17 protein-coding genes are annotated in these 21131 nt (G+C 68.9%); 7 read left to right on the top strand and 10 right to left on the bottom strand.

Translation table 11 applies throughout. From position 1 onward, the window contains the following. Positions 1 to 767 precede the first annotated feature (767 nt). The 5 genes from MVA01S_RS06440 to rpmF form a co-directional block, all read right to left on the bottom strand. Positions 768 to 1295, bottom strand: coding sequence for a MogA/MoaB family molybdenum cofactor biosynthesis protein (locus MVA01S_RS06440; protein ID WP_174538855.1), 528 nt, complete (start codon positions 1293 to 1295; stop codon positions 768 to 770). A gap of 47 nt (positions 1296 to 1342) precedes the next feature. Next, on the bottom strand, positions 1343 to 2728 hold the full coding sequence (locus MVA01S_RS06445; protein WP_003930129.1) for a S1C family serine protease: 1386 nt from the start codon (positions 2726 to 2728) through the stop codon (positions 1343 to 1345). Between the two features lie 211 nt (positions 2729 to 2939). Next, positions 2940 to 4379: a sensor histidine kinase gene (locus MVA01S_RS06450; RefSeq protein ID WP_003930128.1), complete on the bottom strand. Its 1440-nt coding sequence runs from the start codon at positions 4377 to 4379 to the stop codon at positions 2940 to 2942. Further along, positions 4379 to 5068: a response regulator transcription factor gene (locus MVA01S_RS06455; RefSeq protein ID WP_040540982.1), complete on the bottom strand. Its 690-nt coding sequence runs from the start codon at positions 5066 to 5068 to the stop codon at positions 4379 to 4381. Before MVA01S_RS06455 ends, MVA01S_RS06450 begins: the two co-directional genes overlap by 1 nt. A gap of 72 nt (positions 5069 to 5140) precedes the next feature. Next, positions 5141 to 5314 carry a 50S ribosomal protein L32 gene (gene rpmF, locus MVA01S_RS06460; RefSeq protein ID WP_003930126.1) on the bottom strand — a complete coding sequence of 58 codons (174 nt, stop codon included), beginning with the start codon at positions 5312 to 5314 and terminating at the stop codon, positions 5141 to 5143. Positions 5315 to 5580: 266 nt separating this feature from the next. On the opposite strand from rpmF, the gene MVA01S_RS06465 reads away from it, so the two are divergent. The 7 genes from MVA01S_RS06465 to MVA01S_RS06495 all read left to right on the top strand — a co-directional run bounded on the left by MVA01S_RS06465 (position 5581) and on the right by MVA01S_RS06495 (position 14863). Then, the gene (locus MVA01S_RS06465) at positions 5581 to 7380 is read left to right on the top strand and encodes an acyclic terpene utilization AtuA family protein (protein ID WP_051015257.1); all 1800 of its coding nucleotides are present in this window, start codon (positions 5581 to 5583) and stop codon (positions 7378 to 7380) included. Beyond that, positions 7380 to 8552, top strand: coding sequence for an acyl-CoA dehydrogenase family protein (locus tag MVA01S_RS06470; protein WP_003930124.1), 1173 nt, complete (start codon positions 7380 to 7382; stop codon positions 8550 to 8552). Before MVA01S_RS06465 ends, MVA01S_RS06470 begins: the two co-directional genes overlap by 1 nt. Next, the gene (locus MVA01S_RS06475; RefSeq protein ID WP_060941560.1) at positions 8549 to 10174 is read left to right on the top strand and encodes an acyl-CoA carboxylase subunit beta; all 1626 of its coding nucleotides are present in this window, start codon (positions 8549 to 8551) and stop codon (positions 10172 to 10174) included. The genes MVA01S_RS06470 and MVA01S_RS06475 overlap by 4 nt, the downstream gene beginning before the upstream one ends. A gap of 88 nt (positions 10175 to 10262) precedes the next feature. Continuing rightward, entirely contained in the window at positions 10263 to 12245 is a 1983-nt protein-coding gene (locus MVA01S_RS06480; protein WP_003930121.1) for an acetyl/propionyl/methylcrotonyl-CoA carboxylase subunit alpha, read from the top strand. Next, positions 12242 to 13393: an acyl-CoA dehydrogenase family protein gene (locus MVA01S_RS06485; protein ID WP_003930120.1), complete on the top strand. Its 1152-nt coding sequence runs from the start codon at positions 12242 to 12244 to the stop codon at positions 13391 to 13393. Before MVA01S_RS06480 ends, MVA01S_RS06485 begins: the two co-directional genes overlap by 4 nt. After that, on the top strand, positions 13393 to 14163 hold the full coding sequence (locus MVA01S_RS06490; protein ID WP_003930119.1) for an enoyl-CoA hydratase family protein: 771 nt from the start codon (positions 13393 to 13395) through the stop codon (positions 14161 to 14163). The genes MVA01S_RS06485 and MVA01S_RS06490 overlap by 1 nt, the downstream gene beginning before the upstream one ends. Positions 14164 to 14269: 106 nt before the next feature. Further along, on the top strand, positions 14270 to 14863 hold the full coding sequence (locus tag MVA01S_RS06495; protein ID WP_003930118.1) for a DUF1707 SHOCT-like domain-containing protein: 594 nt from the start codon (positions 14270 to 14272) through the stop codon (positions 14861 to 14863). A gap of 6 nt (positions 14864 to 14869) precedes the next feature. Here the strand turns inward: MVA01S_RS06495 and MVA01S_RS06500 are convergent, their stop codons facing one another. From MVA01S_RS06500 to MVA01S_RS06520, 5 genes are all read right to left on the bottom strand, one after another. Next, a complete protein-coding gene (locus tag MVA01S_RS06500; protein ID WP_003930117.1) occupies positions 14870 to 16879 on the bottom strand; it encodes a VWA domain-containing protein in 2010 nt (669 codons plus the stop codon). A gap of 11 nt (positions 16880 to 16890) precedes the next feature. Continuing rightward, positions 16891 to 18273: a sigma 54-interacting transcriptional regulator gene (locus MVA01S_RS06505; protein ID WP_003930116.1), complete on the bottom strand. Its 1383-nt coding sequence runs from the start codon at positions 18271 to 18273 to the stop codon at positions 16891 to 16893. 133 nt (positions 18274 to 18406) lie between these two features. Beyond that, positions 18407 to 19837, bottom strand: coding sequence for an amidohydrolase family protein (locus MVA01S_RS06510; protein ID WP_003930115.1), 1431 nt, complete (start codon positions 19835 to 19837; stop codon positions 18407 to 18409). Beyond that, complete coding sequence (locus tag MVA01S_RS06515) at positions 19834 to 20697, bottom strand: alpha/beta fold hydrolase (protein ID WP_003930114.1); 864 nt, start codon at positions 20695 to 20697, stop codon at positions 19834 to 19836. Before MVA01S_RS06515 ends, MVA01S_RS06510 begins: the two co-directional genes overlap by 4 nt. Next, on the bottom strand, positions 20694 to 21101 hold the full coding sequence (locus tag MVA01S_RS06520) for a RidA family protein (protein WP_003930113.1): 408 nt from the start codon (positions 21099 to 21101) through the stop codon (positions 20694 to 20696). Before MVA01S_RS06520 ends, MVA01S_RS06515 begins: the two co-directional genes overlap by 4 nt. Positions 21102 to 21131: the final 30 nt, after the last annotated feature.

The raw sequence follows: 21131 nt of genomic DNA on the forward strand, positions 1-21131 counted from the left end.
AAAGCGGCGATGGATGCGACCATCGCGATTAGCACCCGACTGATTGCCTTCATCTTCTCCCTAGCTCTGTAGAACAAAGCCCCGGGATGGGGCTTCGCTTTGTCCGTGCCTGGCTACCGCTACATCACACACTTCGCAAGACTTTGATGTGGGAAAGATTAGAAAGTCCACATCTTGCTCTTACGTTGCGCACATCGTTGCATGAGGAACATAACGGGGCGACATCAGGCGGGCAACGCGTAGCTCAACCGGCCTGAAACCGAGCTACTCGCGGCACATCCTTTGCTGGACAACCCGAGGCGGTCGCCCGCCCTTGACGCCCGTCGACGCGAAAAGGCAGTTCAACCACCGCGGAATGTGACCCCGCACTCAGCTATTCGCCAGGGAGTTCTGGGGCGTTACCCGCCCGCTCTGCGGGCGTGGGAGGGAAAGTACTGCTCAGTCGTGGTGAGGCGGCCGGTTGTCACGGAGCCACCGGTCGCGGTCCGCCGCATCCTCCGGCGACGTCGAATCCCATTCATCAGTGGTTACGTCCGGTAACTCGTCACCGAAAACCCGATTAACTAGGTCGCGCGACCTCTGTGGATCCGGCATCACACACCGATCTTAGTGTGGTCAAGATCACAGTTTGCCCGAGCGCGACGTTCACCTAGCTGTAACAACACGGATTTGTTGCTTTCACAAATAAAGCGCTCACTGCGGTCCACCAGGAATGCACGCCGTGCCTGGAGTTTCGTCATGCCACACCAACTGACGCCGACAACCCGTTAGATATCCAAACTGGATAGCTGGGCGATGACCTGGGCCGCCAGCGGTCCGAGCGTGGCCATGCCGTCGCGCACCGCGGCGCGGGATCCGGCCAGGTTCACCACCAGCGTGCTGCCGGAGATACCGGCCAGACCGCGGGAGACGCCCGCGTCGATGATCCCGGCCGACAGCCCGGATGCCCGCAGCGCCTCGGCGATACCCAGCAGTTCCCGGTCGAGAAGCTCACGGGTCGACTCGGGGGTGACATCGCGGGGCGTCACCCCGGTACCGCCGACGGACACGACGAGATCGACGCCTCCGATGACGGCGGTGTTGAGGGCGTTGCGGATCTCCACCTCGTCGGAGGACACCACCACCACACCGTCGACGACGAACCCCGCCTCGCCGAGCAGTTCGGTCACCAGTGGGCCGGTGTTGTCCTCTTCGTCGCCGTGGGCGGTGCGGTCGTCAACGACGACCACCAGTGCACGGCCGACCAACGCGTGGGGCTGTTCCATGAGTTCAACCGTATATCTCGGCTCCGTCATCGGTGCAGCCACACGCAGGTCGGGGCGATGCTGGCCCGCGGGAGTTCTCACGGGCTGGCCTTGCCGAGGGTCACGTCGACCGACTGCGTCCGGCCCGACGGGTCCAGGAACGTCAGCGTCACCTTGTCCCCGGGGGCCTTGGACCGCACCGCCGCCACCAGCGCGTCGGCGCTGCTGATCACCCGGTCGTCGAGTTTGGTGACGATCACGCCGCTGGGCAGACCCGCGGCCGAGGCCGCACCGCCGTTGTTGACCTCGACGATCTTGGCCCCGTCGACGCCGACCTCGTTACCGACCTGCACACCCAGCGACGCGCGCGATGCCGAGCCGGTCTTGATGATCTCGTCGGCGATCCGCTTGGCCTGGTCGACCGGAATCGCGAAGCCGAGGCCGATCGAACCGCCCTGCGGTCCCCCGGCGTCGGCACCCATCGTGGCGATCGCGGAGTTCACGCCGACCAGCTCGCCGTTCATGTTGACCAGGGCGCCGCCGGAGTTACCCGGGTTGATCGCCGCATCGGTCTGGATGGCGTCGAGCACGGTGTTCTGGTTGCGCGCGTCGCCGCCGGCGGCCACCGGCCGGTTCAACGCGCTGATGATGCCGGTGGTCACGGTCCCTTCCAGACCGAGCGGGGAGCCGATGGCCACCACGTCCTGGCCGACCCGCAGGTCTGCCGAGGAACCGATGCTGATCGGCGTCAGGTCCGACACGTTCTGGGCACGCACCACCGCGATGTCGCTGCTGGGATCGGCGCCGATCACGGTGAACCGGGCCGTCTTGCCGTCGGAGAACGTCACCTTGGTCTGCGGGTCGTCGTTACCGCCCGTGTTGCCTGCGGCCGTGGCCACGACGTGGTTGTTGGTGAGGATCAGTCCGTCGGGCGACAGGATCACCCCGGAGCCCTCTTCGGACGACCTGCCCTGATTGACCTCCAACTTGACCACGCTGGGGACCACCTTGGCGGCGACCGCCTCGACCGACCCGGCCGGGGCGCTGGCGGCGGGCATACTCGGCGCCGCCCCGGACGCGCTGATGCCGCCGACGCCGTGGTCGGGGTGCACCAGCGTCGCCACCCCGCCGCCGATGCCTGCGGAGACCATCGCCAGCGCCACGGCCGCGGCGGCCAGGCCTGCGGTGCGGGGCCGCTTCTTCGGCGGCTGTGCAGGGGCGGGCATGCCGGGCCGGGGGTACTGCCCGGAACCGGCGGGCATCGGGGCACCCGCATACGGGTCGTAGGGCGACCGGAACCCCTGCCGCTGCTGCTCGGTGGCGTAGCGCCAGTCCCAACCACCGCTGCCCTGTTGTTCGTAGGCACCGGTCTGCTGACCGTTGTGGCTGGCATTGTGCCCCGGCTGGTGGCCAGGGGCCTGCCCGGGGTATCCGGACTGCCGCCCAGGTTGCTGAGTGGGCGAGTACCTCGGATGGTTGGTCATGTCGGTGCAGTGCTCTTCCTGGAGTTGGGACCGTCGCAAGGAAAACGAACGTTGCTAGCTCAGCGTGCCCAAGCGTGCTGAGAATCGGCTTAGAGATAGATTGCCGTTCTGACAACTTTTCGGGCGCGCCGTCGCGTCAGCCCCCATCATCGCCAACGGTCCGCCGATCGCATTCACCTTCATGGCGCGTGTACCCCCCGTGTCGCGATCTCTACTCGGTCTGGTCGGGCCCGATCGGGGACGGCCGGCCCGGCAACACCACGTGCATCGCGGTACCTGGCGGTTGACCGCCCGGCACGGTCTCCCCGATGTGCAGGATGCCGCCGTGTTTGAGCACCACCTGTTTCACGATGGCCAGGCCCAGACCCGATCCCGGCATCGCCCTGGCGGTGGTGGACCGGAAGAACCGTTCGAAGACCAATCCGCGTTCCTGCGGCGGGATGCCGGGGCCGTGATCTGACACCACCAGTTCGGCGTGGGTGGCGTCGACCTGGGTGAGCCGTACACCGACGTGGGCCCCGGGAGGGCTCCACTTGGCCGCGTTGTCGAGCAGGTTCAGTACGGCCCGCCCCAGTCCTGCCGCGTCGCCGTAAACCTGCCACGGGGTCACCGACAGATCGAACTCGATGTCGTTGCGTCGCCGGCGCACGCGCTCCAGCGAGCGGTCGATCACCTCGGTGAGCTCGACGGTTTCGTGCACCGCGAAGCCGGCATCGCCGCGGGTGAGGTCCACCAGATCGCCGACCAGCGTGGACATCTCCTCGATCTGGGCGATGACATCGGCGCGCAGTTCGACCATGTCCTCTTCGGGAATCCGCGGCGCGCCCGGCTTCATCGACTCCATCAGCAGCTCGATGTTGGTACGCATCGAGGTCAGCGGCGTGCGCAGCTCGTGGCCCGCATCGGCAACCAGGCGGGCCTGCCGTTCCCGCGATTCCGCGAGTGCCCGCAACATCATGTTGAAGGCCTCGGTGAGGCGGGCGAGTTCGTCGTTGCCGACCACCGGTATCGGGCGCAGATCGTCGGTGCGCGCCACGCGTTCGGCGGCTTGCGTCAGCCGGGCCACCGGCCGCAGCCCGGCACTGGCGACCATGCCACCGGCGATCGCGGCGACCGCGACCCCGAGACCGCCGACGATGAGAAGCACGGAGCCGAGCCGTTTGAGGACCTGGCCGGTCGGGGCCAGGCTCTTGGACAGCAGCAGCGAGTTGCCGCTGTCCAGACGCACGGCCAGCACCCGTTGGTGCTCGACGGTGCGCAGCGACATCAGCAGCGCGCCGTTCATCACCTCCTGCTCGGGCGGCCCGACCGGCAGCGTCTGCCCCTGCTGGTTGGCGGTGTACTTGCTGCGCCCGGGGATGTAGAACATCGCGTTCATGTCCGAGTAGGCGGTGCCCTCGATCGCCTTGCCCGGGTCGGCGTCCAACGCGCCGCTCTCGACGAGCATCTGAGCGCGGCTGCGGAGCTGGTCGTCGATGTCGTCGTACAGCGCTCGGGAGACCACCGCGTAGACGGCCACGGCCATCAGCACGACCGAGATGACCACCATCGACATGGCGAGCAACATCACCCGCCAGCGCAGCGACACCGAGCTGGCCGGAGGGGGCGGGGCCGACTGCCGCCCCGGCCACAGGGCCAGGTCGGCGGCCATCAGGGCGGGGTCTCGCGCAGCACGTATCCCACACCGCGCACGGTGTGGATCAGCCGTGGTTCGCCCTCGGCCTCGGTCTTGCGGCGCAGGTAACCGACGTACACCTCAAGCGCGTTTCCCGAGGTGGGGAAGTCGAAGCCCCACACCTCTTCCAGAATCCGGCCTCGGGTCAGCACCCGCCGCGGGTTCGCGATGAGCATCTCCAGCAGCGAGAACTCGGTGCGGGTCAGGCTGATCGGACGCTCTCCGCGGGTGACCTCGCGGGTGACCGGATCCAGCGACAGATCCGAGAAGGTCATCGCCGCTGATTCGGCGGAGCCGTCGTCCGGGCTGGTGCGGCGCAGCAGCGCGCGCATCCGGGCGAGCAGCTCCTCCAGCGCGAACGGCTTGGGTAGGTAGTCATCGGCGCCGGCGTCCAGGCCGGCCACCCGCTCCGACACCGAATCGCGTGCGGTGAGCACCAGGATCGGCAGGTCGTCCCCGGTGCTGCGCAACTGACGGCAGACCTCGAGCCCGTCGAGCCTCGGCATCATCACGTCGAGCACCACCGCGTCGGGCCGTTCGCTGGCAATCAGGTCGAGCGCTTCACGGCCGTCCTGGGCCAGCTCCACCGAATATCCATTGAACGACAGCGACCGGCGTAGGGATTCGCGCACCGCGCGATCGTCATCAACGACAAGTATGCGCACCGGCACAGTCTCAACCCCTCGTCTGAGAGTGGGCTGAGAGGTGAGCCGCCAATTCGGCGCCTTACCTGAGAGTTAGCGGCGGTCGAGGTCGATCAGGCCCAGGCGCGCGGCCTTGAGCAGGCGACGGGGCACCTTGCGCTGCTGACCCGCGACGGTGACACCGACGAGGTTGGTAGCGGTGGCCTTCCACTGCGCGCGACGGCTACGGGTGTTCGCACGCGACATCCTGCGCTTCGGCACAGCCATGATCGAGCTCTCCATCTATCGGGGGTGTTACCAGTTGGCACTGCCGGCGAGCCTGGACGTGGCCGGACGCTGGCAATTGTGGTTCAGGATAGCCGGTGAGCTGGGTCGGCTCCAAACTCACGGCCCGGACCGAAACGCCCGGGCCGGATCGACCTAGGCCCCAGACTGAATCCGGGCAACCTCCGCGAAACCACCACCCGATACCGCCGGTACTCGCTAACCTACCGGTTGGTTGGTCGCCTGTCCGCCGACAGTCAGGAGTGTGCGTGACGACTGCGCCGTCTCGGGGTCCGGTGCGCATCGGCAACTGTTCGGGGTTCTACGGCGACCGGATATCGGCGATGCGCGAGATGCTCACCGGCGGTGACCTGGACTTCCTCACCGGCGACTACCTCGCCGAGTTGACGATGCTGATCCTGGGCCGCGACCGGATGAAGGACCCGGACCGCGGCTACGCCAGGACGTTCCTGCGGCAGCTGGAGGAATGTCTGGGCCTGGCCAAGGACCGCGACGTGCGCATCGTGGCCAACGCCGGTGGCCTGAATCCGGCTGGGCTGGCCGCCGCGGTCCGCGCGCTGGCCGACCGGCTCGGCCTCGATGTCACCGTGGCCCATGTCGAGGGCGACGACCTGCTGGCCCGCGCCGCGTCTCTGGGACTGGGAACCCCGTTGACCGCGAACGCCTACCTCGGGGCGTGGGGCATCGTCGAGAGCCTGAACTCCGGCGCCGACGTGGTGGTCACGGGCCGGGTGACCGACGCGTCGGTGGTCGTCGGCCCCGCCGCCTGCCACTTCGGTTGGCAGCCCACCGACCACGACCGCATCGCCGGCGCCGTCGCCGCCGGGCACGTGATCGAGTGCGGGACCCAGGCCACCGGCGGCAACTACGCGTTCTTCGCGCGGGACTTCCCCGACCTGAGGGCACTGACCCGTCCCGGCTTCCCGATCGCCGAGATCCACGACGACGGCTCATCGGTGATCACCAAGCATCCCGGCACCGGCGGCGCGGTCACCCCGGACACCGTCACCGCGCAGCTGCTCTACGAGATCGGCGGTGCCCGTTACGCGAACCCCGACGCCACCCTGCGCGTCGACTCGGTCCGGGTGTGCGGCGACGGCGCCGACCGGGTACGCATCAGCGGCGTGACCGGTGAGCCACCACCGCCGACGCTGAAGGTGTCGCTCAACCACATCGGCGGATTCCGCAACGAGGTCACGTTCGTGCTGACCGGCCTTGACATCGAGGCCAAGGCCGAGCTGGTCCGCCTTCAACTGGAGAGCAGCCTGACCGCCACCCCCGCCGAGTTGGAGTGGACGCTGGCGCGCACCGATCACGTCGACGCCGCGACCGAACAGACCGCCAGCGCGCTGCTGCGGTGCACGGTGCGCGACCCCGACGCCGAGCTGGTCGGGCGCCGGTTCTCCTCCGCTGCAGTGGAATTGGCGTTGGCCAGCTACCCGGGATTCACCAGCACCGCCCCACCCGGCGATGCCCAGGTCTACGGAGTGTTCACCGCAGCCCACGTCCCCGCCGACGAGGTGCCGCACGTCGCGGTACTGGCCGACGGCACCCGGATCGACGTGCCTGCGCCGTCGGTCACCGCGGCGTTGACGGAGGTCGCCGAACCGGCGCTGCCGGCCCCGCGCGAGTACGGACCGACCCGCCGGCTGCCGCTGGGCACCGTCGCCGGCGCCCGCAGCGGCGACAAGGGCGGCAGCGCCAACATCGGCGTCTGGGTGCACACCTCCGGGGCGAGCGACGCGACCGGTAAGGCCGACCGGCAGTGGGGGTGGCTGGTCCACACGCTGACCGTCGACGCGTTGCGCGCGCTGCTGCCCGAGACCGCCGACCTGCCGGTCACCCGGCACGTGCTGCCGAACCTGCGCGCGGTGAACTTCGTCATCGACGGAATCCTCGGTCAGGGCGTGGCCTACCAGGCCCGCTTCGACCCCCAGGCAAAGGGCCTCGGTGAATGGCTGCGCAGCCGCCACGTCGACATACCTGTCGAATTGTGCTCCGACATACCTGTCGGAATGTGCCCCGACATACCTGAGGAGTTGCTCTGATGAGCATCTGGACCACCCCGGAGCGCGACGCACTGCGAAAGACGGTGCGGGCCTTCGCCGAACGTGAGGTGCTGCCCCACGCCCGCGAGTGGGAGAGTGTCGGTGAGCTGCCGCGCGAGCTGCACCGCACGGCTGCCCGGGCCGGCCTGCTCGGCGCGGGCTTCCCCGAATCGGTCGGCGGGGAGGGCGGCGACGGCGCCGACGCGGTGGTCATCTGCGAGGAGCTGCACCAGGCCGGAGCGCCGGGCGGGGTGTTCGCGTCGCTGTTCACCTCCGGCATCGCGGTGCCGCACATGATCGCCTCCGGCGACAGGTATCTGATCGACACCTACGTGCGGCCGACGCTGCGCGGCGAGATGATCGGCGCGCTGGCGATCACCGAGCCCGGCGGCGGGTCCGACGTGGCCCGGCTGAGCACCCGTGCCGAACTCGTCTCAGGCGAGGACGGGCCTCACTATGTGCTCAACGGCGCCAAGACCTACATCACCTCCGGTGTGCGCGCCGATTACGTCGTCACCGCGGTGCGCACCGGAGGACCTGGCGCGGCGGGCATTTCGCTGCTCGTCGTGGACAAGCACGGGCCGGGTAGCTCACCCGGATTCCAGGTGAGCCGCAGGCTGGACAAGATGGGCTGGCGTTCGTCGGATACCGCCGAGTTGTCCTACGCCGACGTCCGGGTGCCGGCCGCCAACCTGATCGGCGGGGTGGACACCGGTTTCCTGCAGATCGCGGCCGCGTTCGTCTCCGAGCGGGTCGGTCTTGCCGCACAGGCCTATTCGAGCGCACAGCGCTGCCTCGACCTGACCGTCGAGTGGTGCCGTAACCGTGAGACGTTCGGCAGGCCGCTCATCTCCCGCCAGTCGGTGCAGAACACGCTCGCCGAGATGGCCAGGCGCATCGACGTGGCCCGCGTCTACACCCGGCATCTCGTCGAACGACAGCTCGCCGGTGAGACGGACCTGATCACCGAGGTCTGCTTCGCCAAGAACACCGCGGTCGAGGCGGGCGAGTGGGTGGCCAACCAGGCGGTGCAGCTGTTCGGCGGTCTCGGCTACATGGCCGAATCCGAGGTCGAACGCCAGTACCGGGACATGCGCATCCTCGGGATCGGGGGCGGCACAAGTGAGATCCTGACCTCGCTGGCCGCCAGGACGTTGGGATACCGGTCATGACCGCCGCGGGCAGCGCGGCCGACCGCGCGTCGACGCTGCGCACCGCGATCGACGTCCGCTCCCCCGCGTTCACCGAGGCGGCCGAGGCGATGACCGCCAAACTCGCCGAGCTGCACGCCGAGCACGCCAGGGCGCTGGCCGGGGGCGGTGACAAGTACGTGGCCCGGCACCACGCCCGGGGCAAGATGACCGCGCGTGAACGCATCGAAGCGCTGCTCGACCCGGATGCGCCGTTCCTGGAATTGAGTCCGCTGGCCGCATGGGGCACCGAATTCACCGTCGGTGCCAGCGTCGTGGTGGGCATCGGCGCGGTGAGCGGGGTCGAGTGTCTGCTCGTCGCCAACGACCCGACGGTCAAGGGCGGCACAAGTAACCCGTGGACTCTGCGGAAGATCCTGCGCGCCAACCAGATCGCGCTGCAGAACCGGCTCCCGGTGATCTCCCTGGTGGAATCCGGCGGTGCGGATCTGCCCACCCAGAAGGAGATCTTCATCCCCGGCGGGCAGATGTTCCGCGATCTGACCCGGCTCTCGGCGGCCGGAATCCCGACGATCGCGCTGGTGTTCGGCAACTCCACTGCCGGCGGCGCCTACATCCCCGGCATGTCCGACCACGTGGTGATGATCGAGAACCGGTCCAAGGTCTTCCTGGCCGGTCCCCCGCTGGTGAAGATGGCCACCGGTGAGGAGTCCGACGACGAATCGCTCGGCGGCGCCGAGATGCACGCGCGCACCTCGGGGCTGGCCGACTACCTCGCCGTCGACGAACTCGACGCGTTGCGTATCGGCCGGCGTATCGTCGCGCGACTGAACTGGCGCAAGCTCGGCCCGCGGCCCGGGCCGGTGCGCGCGCCACTGTTCGACGAGAACGAGTTGATCGGCGTCGTACCCCCTGATCTGCGTATCCCGTTCGACCCGCGCGAGGTGATCGCCCGCGTCGTGGACGCGTCGGAGTTCGACGAGTTCAAGCCGCTCTACGGCGGGTCGCTGGTGACCGGATGGGCCACCCTGCATGGTTACCCGATCGGCATCCTGGCCAACGCCCGCGGCGTGCTGTTCAGCGCCGAGGCCCAGAAGGCCGCCCAGTTCATCCAGCTGGCCAACCGCGCCCACACTCCACTGTTGTTCCTGCACAACACCACCGGCTACATGGTCGGCAAGGACTACGAGGAAGGCGGGATGATCAAGCACGGCTCGATGATGATCAACGCCGTCTCGAACTCCACGGTGCCGCACCTGTCGCTGCTGATCGGCGCGTCCTACGGGGCCGGCCACTACGGCATGTGCGGGCGGGCCTACGACCCCCGGTTCCTGTTCGCCTGGCCGAGCGCCAAATCCGCGGTCATGGGCGGCGCCCAGTTGGCCGGGGTGCTGTCGATCGTGAACCGGGCCGCCACCGAGGCCCGCGGGCAGCAGGTCGATGAGGCTGCGGACGCCGGGCTGCGCGCGGCGGTGGAGGCCCAGATCGACGCGGAGTCGTTGCCGATGTTCCTGTCCGGGCGGCTTTACGACGACGGGGTGATCGACCCCCGCGACACCCGGACCGTGCTGGGAATGTGCCTGTCCGCCATCGCCGGCGGCCCGATCGAGGGGACGTCGAACTTCGGCGTCTTCCGGATGTGAGCGCGATGAGCCACGCCGAATCTGAACTTATGACGCAGATGTCACCGATCGTTCGCGCACAACTTCAGTTTCGGCGCGGGGGGCGGCGATGATCACGCGAGTGCTGGTCGCCAACCGCGGCGAGATCGCCCGGCGGGTGTTCGCGACGTGTCGCCGTCTCGGCATCGGCACGGTCGCGGTGTACACCGACCCCGACGCCGGAGCCCCGCACGTCGCCGAGGCCGACGCCCGGGTGCGGCTGCAGGGCACCCGCGGCTACCTCGACCCGGACCAGATCGTCGCGGCCGCGGTGTCGGCGGGCGCCGACGCGGTCCACCCCGGCTACGGCTTCCTCTCGGAGAACGCCGATTTCGCCGCGGCAGTGCAGCAGGCGGGCCTGACGTGGATCGGGCCGCCGGTGCCCGCGGTCGCGGCGATGGGTTCGAAGATCGAGGCGAAGAAGATCATGGCCGCCGCGGGTGTGCCCGTACTCGCCGAGCTCGACCCGGACGCCGTCACCGCCGACATGTTGCCGGTGCTGGTCAAAGCCTCGGCCGGGGGCGGCGGCCGGGGGATGCGGGTGGTCCGCGTGTTGGCCGAGCTGCCCGCGCAGGTCGAGGCCGCGCGCCGGGAGGCCCAGTCGGCGTTCGGGGATCCGACCGTGTTCTGCGAGCGCTATCTCGACGCGGGCCACCATGTCGAGGTTCAGGTGATGGCCGACGCGCACGGCACCGTGTGGGCGGTCGGCGAGCGGGAATGCTCGATCCAGCGCAGGCACCAGAAGATCGTGGAGGAAGCGCCTTCACCGCTCGTCGAACGCGTCACCGGCATGCGGGACAAGCTGTTCGACGCCGCCCGGGTGGCCGCCACCGCGATCGGCTACACCGGTGCCGGCACCGTTGAGTTCATGGCCTCCGCCGACCCGGACGACAGCGGGTCCTTCTTCTTCCTGGAGATGAACACGCGCCTGCAGGTCGAGCACCCGGTCACCGAGCTCACCACGGGGCTGGATCTCGTCGAGCTGCAGCTGGCCGTCGCCGGCGGGGCGCGCCTGGATCCCGCGCCCCCGCCGTCGCGTGGCGCGGCGATCGAGGCGCGGCTCTACGCCGAGGACCCGGCCAGCGATTGGCAACCGCAGCCCGGGACCGTCCACCATTTCGAGGTCCCCACCGCCGGCACCGAGTTCGGGCTGCTCGACCGGGCCGGGGTGCGACTGGATTCCGGCATCGTCGACGGTGCGGCCATCTCGGTCTTCTACGACCCGATGATCGCGAAGGTGATCTCCTACGCCCCGACCCGCGGACAGGCGGCCGCGCTGCTGGCCGACGCACTGGCCCGCGCCCGCATCCACGGGGTGCGCACCAACCGTGACCTGTTGGTCAACGTGTTACGTCACCCGGATTTCCTCGCCGGCGCGACCGACACCGGGTTCTTCGACAGCCACGGCCTTGCCCGGCTCGCCGCCCCGATCGCCGACCACGGGACCGTCGCGTTGAGCGCCGTCGCCGCCGCACTGGCCGATGCGGCCGACAACCGCAGCCGGGCAACCGCGTTCGCCGCGATCCCGAGCGGCTGGCGCAACCTCGCTTCCGGGTTCCAGCACAAGACCTTCGAGGACGACACCGGGTCGGCCCACGAAGTGCGCTACCGCTTCTCCCGGGACGGCGTCACCGTCGACGGCCACCACGACGTGTCACCGGTGTCGGCGGGTGCGCGACAGGTGGTGCTGACGGTCGCCGGAGTGGACCGCCCGTTCGACGTCGCCCGCCACGGTGACGAGATCTTCGTCGACTCCCCCGGCGGATCCGTGCACCTGCGCGCGCTGCCCCGCTTCCCCGACCCGTCCGCCTCGGTCGCGCACGGTTCGCTGCTGGCGCCGATGCCCGGCTCCGTCCTGCGGGTCGGCGCCGCCGCCGGCGACACCGTGCGGGCCGGACAGCCGCTGGTGTGGCTGGAGGCCATGAAGATGGAACACACCATCGCCTCCCCCGCCGACGGTGTCCTGGTCGAGATCAACGTCGAACCCGGCCGCCAGGTCGAGGTCGGCGCCGTCCTGGCCCGAGTCGAAAGCCGAGAAGGAGAGTCGCCATGAGCTTCATCGAAACCGAGGAGCAGCAGGCGCTGCGCAAGGCGGTGGCCGCGATGGCTGCCAACTACGGGCAGGACTATTACCTGGAGAAGGCCCGCGCCGGCCAACACACCGACGAATTATGGTCTGAGGCAGGCAGACTCGGATTCATCGGGGTCAACCTGCCCGAGGAGTACGGCGGCGGCGGGGCGGGCATGTACGAGTTGAGCCTGGTCATGGAGGAGATGGCGGCGGCCGGGTCGGGGCTGTTGATGATGGTCGTCTCCCCCGCGATCAACGGCACCATCATCGCGAGGTTCGGCACCGAGGAGCAGAAGAGGCGTTGGCTGCCCGGCATCGCCGACGGCACCCTGACGATGGCGTTCGCGATCACCGAACCCGACGCCGGCTCGAACTCGCACAACATCACCACCACCGCGCGCCGCGACGGCAGCGACTGGATCCTGTCCGGGCAGAAGGTCTACATCTCCGGCGTCGACCAGGCCCAGGCGGTGCTGGTGGTGGGGCGCACCCACAGGGAGGGCAACCTCAAGCCGGCACTGTTCGTGGTGCCCACCGACACACCGGGTTTCACCTACACCAAGATCCCGATGGAGATCGTCAGCCCGGAGTCCCAGTTCCAGGTGTTCCTCGACGAGGTGCGGTTGCCGGCCGACGCGTTGGTGGGCTCGGAGGACGCGGCGCTCGCCCAGCTGTTCGCCGGGTTGAATCCCGAACGCATCATGGGTGCGGCCAGCGCGGTGGGCATGGGCCGATTCGCGATCGGTAAGGCCGTCGACTACGTCAAGACCCGCAAGGTGTGGAAGACGCCCATCGGCGCCCATCAGGGCCTGTCACATCCGTTGGCGCAGAACCACATCGAGATCGAACTGGCCCGGCTGATGATGCAGAAGGCCGCGACGCTGTACGACGCGGGTGACGACGCCGGCGCGGCGGAGGCGGCGAACATGGCCAAGTACGCGGCGGGCGAGGCCTCGGTGCGGGCCGTCGACCAGGCCGTGCAGTCGCTGGGCGGTAACGGCCTGACCCGGGAGTACGGCATCGCGTCGGCGCTGACCGCGTCGCGGCTGGCGCGGATCGCGCCGGTGAGCCGGGAGATGATCCTCAACTTCGTGGCGCAGACCTCACTGGGCCTCCCCCGGTCCTACTGATGACCAGCCCCCTGGTCGGCTACGAACGCGACGGTGCGGTCGCGCGGCTGACCCTGGACTCCCCGCACAACCGCAACGCGCTGTCCTCGGCACTGGTCGAGCAGGTGCACGACGGTCTGTCCCGGGCCGCCACCGACCCTGCGGTGCGCGCGGTCGTGCTCGGCCATACCGGGCGGACATTCTGCGCGGGCGCCGACCTGAGCGAGGCGGCCGGTGCCGACGCCACCGACGGGGTCGCCGCCCGGGCACGCGAGATGACCCGGCTGCTGCGCAGAATCCTCGAACTGCCACTGCCCGTGATCGCCGCGGTCGACGGGCATGTCCGCGCGGGCGGTCTGGGTCTGGTCGGTGCGTGCGACATCGCGGTCGCCGGCGGCGGGGCGACGTTCGCGCTGACCGAGGCCAGGATCGGACTTGCGCCGTCGATCATCTCGCTGGCCCTGCTGCCGAAGATGTCCGCGCGCGCGGCCGGTCGGTACTTCGTGACCGGGGAGCGGTTCGGCGCGGCCGAGGCCGCGGCGATCGGGTTGGTCACGCTGGCCACCAACGACGTGCCCAGCGCCGTCGCCGAACTGACGTCGGCGATCGCGCAGGGCTCCCCGCAGGGACTGGCCGCGTCGAAGGCGTTGACCACAGCGGCGCTGCTCGACGACTTCGATCGGCGCGCAGAGAAATTGACGCAGCAGTCGGCCGAGTTGTTCGGCTCCGCCGAGGCGCGGGAGGGCATGGTCGCGTTCCTGCAGAAGCGTCCGCCGCGCTGGCTGGGCTGACACCTCACAGTTTGGTCAAGGGACTTGCATGTGCCGACGTTCGTCGTAGGCTCGGGGCGATGTATCGCGTACGGAGCGAGGAGCCATCGATGAAGACGAGCCCCCGATGAGCAGCCCCGCCTCCCGCAACGGGTCGATGCGCGCCGGGGACACCGACCGCATCCAGGTTGCGCAACTGCTGACCGACGCCGCCGCGTCCGGAACGCTGGGCCTCTCCGAGTACGAATCCCGCCTGAACCAGGCCTACGCCGCCACGACCTACGACGAACTGGACCGGCTGTCGGCCGATCTGCCGGGCGCCGTGACGCGCGGGCGAAGCGGTCCGTGCCGGCCGGCGCCGTCGACGATGCTGCTGGCCATCCTCAGTGGCTACGAGCGCCGCGGCCGGTGGAACGTGCCGTGCCGGCTGACCACCTTCGCGCTGTGGGGTGGCGGCGTCGTCGATCTGCGCTACGCCGATTTCACCTCACCGGAGGTCGAGATCCGTTCCTACTCGATCATGGGTGGGCAGACGATCCTGGTGCCCCCGGAGGTCAACGTCGACTCCCAGGGTGTCGCGGTGATGGGCAGCTTCGACCACGGCGTCGACGGTGGTGGGTCCCCCGGTGCGCCCCGGGTCCGCATCCGCGGATTCGCGCTGTGGGGCAGCGTCGGAGTCAAGCGCAAGAAGCGCAAGCCTGCGGTCGAGTCGGAGAACTAGTCCCGCTCACCGCCGCCGCCGGCGCGCCCCCAGGTAGTCGCCGACCACCGCCGCGCCCAGACCGTCCAGGTCGGGCACCACGACCCGGCCGCTGACCCGGCGCGCCACCTGATCGATGAATCTCGCCAGCCCGGGGTCACTCCCGAGCCGGAAGATCGTCACCTGCGCCCCCAGTCGGGCCACCTCGTCGAAACCGCGCACGGTGTGCGCGATGGTCCGCGGGTGCGGCGGGTAATCGAAGAACACCGAGGAGCGGCCGTCACCGTCGAAGTCCTCGAGGTGGGCGGTGGGTTCGCCGTCGGTGACCACCAGCACCACCGGCTGTGCATTCGGATGACGCCGGAGGTGCCGGGTCGCCAGCGCCAGCGCATGGTGCAGGTTGGTGCCCTGCTCGTAGACGCCTTCCAGCCCGGTCAGTTCGGCGGCGGTGACCGTGCGGGCATACCGGCCGAACGCGATGATCTGCAGCGCGTCCGAGCGGAACCGGGTGCTGACGAGGTGATTGAGCGCCAGCGCGGTCTGCTTCATCGGCAGCCAGCGGTTCTCCATCACCATCGAAAACGACGTGTCGACCAGCAACGCCACCGCAGCCTGGGTGCGCGTCTCGGTCTCGGAGATCTCCACATCGTCCACGGTGACCCGAATATGCGGTGCGGTAACACCTTTCGGATTCATCGGGTCACGGCTGACCGGTTCGGTCCCCGCGGTGCGCAGCACCGCGTTGGTGAGCGTCCTGGTGACGTTCCACGGTTCGGTGTCGCCGAACTGCCACGGCCGGGTGGCCCCCGTCAGTTCGCCCGCCGCCCCGGCACGCCGGGTGTCACGTTCCCCGTGTCGACCCGAGATCTGTTGCGCCACATCACGAAGTGCCGCCTGACCGAGCTGCCGCATGGCCTTGGGAGACAGCCGCCACTGCCCGTCGGACCCACGGTCGAGGAAGCCCTGGTTCATCAGGGCCCGTTCCAGATCCGACAGGGTGCGGGCATCGACGGCGGCCTGGTCCCCGAGCTGGCGCGCCAGCATGTCGAGGTCGACGTCGTCCATCGTGGCACCGGAGTAGCTCTGCGAGAGCTGCTCGGCGAGCTGCTCGAGCTCGGAGATGTCGGCCAGCGCCTGGGCGCCCTCACCCATGCCCAGCGGGTCGTCGCCGGAGAACCGTTCCGAACCCGACCAGTCCTCACCGGGCCGGGCGGCCTGCAGGTGGGAATCCAGCCGGTTGAGCGCGTTCATCAGCGACGGCGATCCGAAAGCCTGTTGCGCCAACGCATCCAGCTCGGCACGCTGTTGCTCGGACAGGCTGTTGCGGAACCGCTGCGCGGCGGCGGCCCGCTTGGCCAGCGAGTCCAGCAGCTCGTCGATGTTCTGCGGGTTCTCCGGGAAGAACTCGCCGTGCTTGGCCATGAAGTCGTGGAAATCTTCCGGGGAGTCCTTCCCCTGGGCATGTTTGTCGAGCAGATCGTTGAGGTCGTCGAGCATGTCGTTGACCCGCTGCCGATCCTCGTCGGTGGCGTTCTCCAACGCCTCCTTCATCCCGGCGAACCGCTGATCGAGCATTTCGCGCCCGAGCAGATCCTTGATCTGCTCATACTTTTCGCGCGCCTCCGGCGACCGCCAGTCGTATTCGGAGAGCTCCTGGACGGCCTTGGCCGGCGACGGCGACAGCGACTCCAGCTGAAGCTCCCCGAACCGGGCGTCGTCGTCGAGGGCCCGTGCCAGCTCCTTGCGCTCGGCCAGCACGGCCTCGTCGAGCAACTTCTTGATGTCGGCCAGCGTGCCGTCGAGGTTGTTGCGCTGCAACAGTTCCCGGCGACGCCGGTTGGCCTCGGCGGCGAGCTTGTCGGCCCCTGGCATGTTCTTGGTGCCCCGCCGCAGCAGCTCGGACAGCGCCCGGCGCGGCGAGGTGCCCTCCATGACGTCCTGGCCGATGGCCTCCAGCGCCTCCCGCAGGTCCACCGGAGGGGCCAGCGGGTCCGGCCCGCCGGTGTAGCGCGAGTACCGCGACAGCCTCTTAGCCATTGCCGCTCTCCTCAGCCATAGACGGTTTCGCCTTCACCGGACACCTTGTCGATGCGCTTGGCCAGATACAGCGCCTCCAGCGCCAGCTCGATCGCTGCCGCGCGCTGCCCCTCGGACGTCGCGTCGAGGCGCTGCTGGATCTGCGCGACGGCGGGCACCTCGGGCAGCGCCGCCAGCACCTCGCGGGCCGACACCCGCTCACCGGTGGTGACCGGCGAGCCGTTCTCCACCGCGGTCACGATCGGGCCGACGTCGATACCGCCGAGCAGCCGCTGCGCGGTCTCGGCGGTGGCGCGGCGCAGCAGGTGCTCCAGGACGGCCTGCTCGCGTCCTTCCTCGCCGGATTCGAACTCCAGCTTGCCGCGCAGGACGTCGATCACGTTCTGCAGATCGACCACCCGGGCGACCGGGTCCTGCTCGCCGAGCAGCGCGGCGCGGTGCCGCGCTGACGCGGCCACGGTCTCGGCGGCCGCGATCGCGAAGCGCGCCGACACCCCGGAACGCTGGTCGATGGAGCTGGACTCGCGCAGGCTGCGGGCGAACCGGGCCAGGATCTGCAGCAGGTACTCGGGCACCTCGGCGGCCAGGTGCGCCTCCTGGGAGATGACACCGACCTCCGCGTCGAGCTGCAGCGGGTAGTGGGTACGGATCTCGGCGCCGAACCGGTCCTTGAGCGGGGTGATGATCCGCCCGCGGTTGGTGTAGTCCTCGGGGTTCGCGCTGGCCACCACGAGCACGTCCAGCGGCAGCCGCAGCGTGTAACCGCGGACCTGGATGTCGCGCTCCTCCATCACGTTGAGCATCGAGACCTGGATGCGCTCGGCGAGGTCGGGAAGCTCGTTGACGGCGACGATGCCGCGGTGGGCGCGCGGGATCAGGCCGTAGGCGATGGTCTCCGGATCCCCCAGGCTGCGGCCCTCGGCGACCTTGATCGGGTCGATGTCCCCGACCAGGTCGGCCACGCTGGTGTCGGGGGTGGCCAGTTTCTCGGTGTACCGCTCGCTGCGGTGTCGCCAGGTGATCGGCAGGTCATCGCCGGAATCGGCGGCCCGCCGGATCGATTCCGGGGTGATCGGACTGTACGGGTGCTCACCGAGTTCGGAGCCGGCGATCGCCGGGGTCCACTCGTCGAGCAGACCCACCAGGGACCGCAGCAGACGGGTCTTGCCCTGACCGCGTTCGCCGAGCAGCACGAAGTCGTGCCCGGCGATCAGTGCCCGCTCGACCTGCGGCAGCACCGTGTCCTCGAAGCCGAACAGGCCGGGCCAGATGTCGTCGCCGGCAGCGAGCCGGGCCAGCAGGTTCTCCCGCAGCTCGGCCTTGATGCTGCGCTCCTGATGGCCGGAGTCACGCAGCTCGCCGACGGTGCGGGGCAGGTCGTTAGGTGATGTCACAACGACCACGCTACGACTGTCCCCGACATCAGGCAGCGGCTCGCTGCTCAGAGGGCACAAATCGATACCGTCGCCGACACCGGACACCGTCGGGCCGCCGAGGGGTGAGCGGCCCGACGGTGTGGTCGGTGACCTACTCCGCGGCGGGTTGAGCGCCCACCTTCTCGTACTTACGCACGTCGTTGACGACGTCCAGACGCTGCTCACTGGTCCAGTCGAGTTGGGTCTTCGGGGTTTCGGCACCCTCGTAGGCCCGTTCGTAGCTCAACAGGTCCCAGCCGTACTCGTGCGGCAGGTAGTCGTTGCGGATGAAGCGGGTCCTGATGTCCTCCGGGAACGTCTGGACCTCACCGTTGAGGATCACGGTCTCGACCTTGCCGGGCTGGTAGAGCACCCGGATGTCGGCGACCGGGTCCCCGTCGACGACGATGATGTCGGCCAGCTTGCCCTCGGCGAGCACACCGAGGTCGTCGGGCAGGCCCATCGCGTTGGCGCCGTGTTTGGTGCCGGCCTGGATGGCCTCCAGTGAGCTCATGCCCGTGTAGAGCATCAGCATCTCCAGCTCGCGGGCATGCCACTGCCCGTACGGCACCAGGGAGAACCCGCTGTCGGTGCCCATCGCGAACTTCACTCCGGCCGCATACGCGCGGTGCAGGCTGTCCATCGTCGCGTCGTTCATCCGTTTGGTGGCCTCGGAGATGTTCGGCCGCACTCGCAGCGTCTCGGCGAACTCGACGATGTGATGCATCAGCAGCTGGGTCGGCGCCAGCGGGATCTGGCTCTTGGCCAGCTTCTCGATGGTGGCGTCCGACATGTGGTTGCCGTGCATGATGTGGTCGAAGCCGGCTTCCACCGCCGCATTCATCTCGCCGTCACCGCGGGCATGGATGGTGATCTGCATACCGAGCTGATGAGCGAGATCGGCACAGAACTTCAGCTCGTCGTCGGTGAAGGCCTGGAAGTCACCGAACGGGCTGTCGGCCAGCTTGATCAGATCCACCCCGGCCTTCTTCTGGCGGCGGATCTCGTCTTTCATCTCGTCGAGGGTGTTGGTCAGCTTTCCGGTGCTCGAATCCGGATTGCCGGTGGCGTCCGGGAACCAGTCGGTCAAGCCGTTGCTGGTGGTCAGATACCTTCCGGCACTGGTCATCCGGGGACCGTGCACGATGCCCTGCTTGATGCCCTCCCGCAGCCCTACACCGATGAAGTAGCTGCCGCCGGGCTGGGAGATGCTCGTGACGCCCGCTGCGAGCACCTTCTCCACGTTCGCCGCGGCGATCAACGTCCGCAGCTCCGGCGGTGTGTAGATGCCGATCTCTTCCTCGGTGCGCGCCAGCCCGTAGGTCATGTGGCAGTGGATGTCGATCAGCCCCGGCATCACGGTCTTGCCGCGGGCGTCGATCACCTCCAGTCGCGCGCCGCGCGGGATGTCGGTCTCGCGGTCCACCGAACCGATCTTCACGATCCGCGCATTGTGCACCAGCACAGCGCAATCCGGGAGCGGCGGGTTCGCGTCGCCGTCGACGACGGTTCCGTTCTCGATCAGCAGCCAACGATCGGTCATTTCAGGCCTCCCACGCCGTGTTTGCGGATCAGCTCGACGAACAGATCCGGGTTCTCGAAGTACGGGGCATGCCCACAGCCGGGCATCAGTTCCAGGAGCGCACCGGGCAGGTTCTTCTGCGCTTCGACGCCCATCGACGGCGGGGTCCACTTGTCGTCGGCGCCCCACACCAGCAGCACGGGCAGGCCCGGTAGCAGCGTGGCCAGTTCGGCGTCCTGCCGGAAGTCGTTGCAGTCCTCATCGAGCCACTGCGAGACCTTCAGCAGGGCCTGCTTGGCTCCGGTCGAGGAGTTGATCATCGATTCCTCGCGCACCCAGGCGTCGGTCACCATCTCCGGATCCGAGACCAGGAACGTCAACTTGCGCCGCACGCCCTCCACGCTGCCGTCGGAGAGCACCTCGGGCGGAGTGTGGAATTCCTGCGGGAAGTCGCTGACGCCGACCGAACCGATCAGCACCAGTCCGGCAACCAGATCCGGCCGCTGCACCGCGATGGCCGCTGCGACATGTCCACCCAGGGACGTGCCGAGGAAGGTCACCTTCGACAGGCCCAGGGAGTCCAGCACACCGGCGATCACGTCGGCGAAACCCTGTCCGGTGTAATCGATGTCGCCCCGCTTCTCGGCGAGTCCGTGGCCGGGGAAGTCGATGGCCAGCACCCGGAAGCCCTCGGCCACCAGACCCGGCATCACCGGCACGAAGCGGTCGGCCCGGGAGCCCGCGCCGTGCAGGCACACCAGCACGTTGTCCCCGGACCCTGACTCCACCACACGAGTGGTGACGCCCGCCCCGGTGACGGGGTAGGCGATCACCGTCTCGCGACCGTGGTGGAACGGGTAACGCCGGTACTGCTCGGTCACGAATCTGCCGCCGGGCGCACGGCCAGTGCCTCGATCTCGACGCGTGCGGCTTCCTCCACCAGTCCGGAGATGATCATGATCGTGTTGGGCGGGTACACGCCGGACGGGTAGATCTCGGCGAACTTCTCCAGCCGGCCCTTCATGAACTCCGGGATCATGTCGCGGCCCACCAGCAGGGTGCGGAACCCGACGACGTGCTCGAAGCCCAGACCGATCGCGGCCAGGGCGATCCCGATGTTGTCGTAGGTGGCCTTCACCTGCTCGGCGCCGTCGGAGGTGGGGAACTTTCCGTCGGCGTCCGCGCCCATCTGCCCGGCCACCATGACGATGTCACCGGGCGTCGCGATTCCCAGGGTGGAGTAGTTACCGAACTTCGGCAGGGGGGCGTCCTGGTAGGTGATCACTGCGTTATCTCTTTTCTTTGCTGTTCTTTT

The sequence above is a fragment of the Mycolicibacterium vaccae NBRC 14118 = CIP 105934 genome, assembly GCF_001552715.1.
In the GTDB taxonomy this organism is placed as follows: Bacteria; Actinomycetota; Actinomycetes; order Mycobacteriales; family Mycobacteriaceae; genus Mycobacterium; species Mycobacterium vaccae.

Coding starts and splice junctions, on each gene's coding strand:
- MVA01S_RS06440 (WP_174538855.1), bottom strand. CDS start 1,295: ATGACGGAGCCGAGATATACGGTTGAACTCATGGAACAGCCCCACGCG.
- MVA01S_RS06445 (WP_003930129.1), bottom strand. CDS start 2,728: ATGACCAACCATCCGAGGTACTCGCCCACTCAGCAACCTGGGCGGCAG.
- MVA01S_RS06450 (WP_003930128.1), bottom strand. CDS start 4,379: ATGGCCGCCGACCTGGCCCTGTGGCCGGGGCGGCAGTCGGCCCCGCCC.
- rpmF (WP_003930126.1), bottom strand. CDS start 5,314: ATGGCTGTGCCGAAGCGCAGGATGTCGCGTGCGAACACCCGTAGCCGT.
- MVA01S_RS06470 (WP_003930124.1), top strand. CDS start 7,380: ATGAGCATCTGGACCACCCCGGAGCGCGACGCACTGCGAAAGACGGTG.
- MVA01S_RS06475 (WP_060941560.1), top strand. CDS start 8,549: ATGACCGCCGCGGGCAGCGCGGCCGACCGCGCGTCGACGCTGCGCACC.
- MVA01S_RS06480 (WP_003930121.1), top strand. CDS start 10,263: ATGATCACGCGAGTGCTGGTCGCCAACCGCGGCGAGATCGCCCGGCGG.
- MVA01S_RS06485 (WP_003930120.1), top strand. CDS start 12,242: ATGAGCTTCATCGAAACCGAGGAGCAGCAGGCGCTGCGCAAGGCGGTG.
- MVA01S_RS06490 (WP_003930119.1), top strand. CDS start 13,393: ATGACCAGCCCCCTGGTCGGCTACGAACGCGACGGTGCGGTCGCGCGG.
- MVA01S_RS06495 (WP_003930118.1), top strand. CDS start 14,270: ATGAGCAGCCCCGCCTCCCGCAACGGGTCGATGCGCGCCGGGGACACC.
- MVA01S_RS06500 (WP_003930117.1), bottom strand. CDS start 16,879: ATGGCTAAGAGGCTGTCGCGGTACTCGCGCTACACCGGCGGGCCGGAC.
- MVA01S_RS06510 (WP_003930115.1), bottom strand. CDS start 19,837: ATGACCGATCGTTGGCTGCTGATCGAGAACGGAACCGTCGTCGACGGC.